This is a genomic window from Exiguobacterium sp. s150, assembly GCF_018618435.1.
Lineage (GTDB): Bacteria > Bacillota > Bacilli > Exiguobacteriales > Exiguobacteriaceae > Exiguobacterium > Exiguobacterium alkaliphilum.
The window spans coordinates 1-452 of sequence record NZ_JACSMC010000088.1; the positions used below are offsets into that span (position 1 = coordinate 1).

Consider the following 452-nt stretch of genomic DNA (forward strand, 5'->3'; position numbering starts at 1 on the left):
TCGGGGATGACCTGGTCGGCCATCAGTTCGTCGTACAGTTGGTTCGACTTCTCGACGAGCGCGGCGCTGTATCGCTCGACCGCCCTCCGCCAGACGAACGTATAACGGTTGGCGTTCGCCTCGATCTTCGTGCCGTCGATGAAGATTGCCTCCTCGTCGATCTCGCCGGTCTCGACGAGATGGCATCTGAAGGCGACGAACGCGGCCTTCAGGATCGGGGCGACGGCCGGGTGGACGCGGAAACGGTTGATCGTCCGATAACTCGGCTCGTGGCCCTGGGCGAGCCACATCATCCGAAGGCTGTCCTTGAGTAGGCCTTCGATCTTTCGGCCCGAGAAAGCGGACTGCGTGTAGGCGCAAAGGACGATCTTCATCATCATGCGCGGATGATAGGCCGGGCAGCCCGTCGTTCGCCAGAACGGCTCGAAGGCCTCGTCGGGGATCTGTTCGAC

1 protein-coding gene is annotated in these 452 nt (G+C 62.2%); it reads right to left on the bottom strand.

The window, feature by feature from the left end:
* The coding region (locus KNP76_RS15675) for a transposase (protein WP_214845052.1) at positions 1-452 on the bottom strand (452 nt) is incomplete at both ends.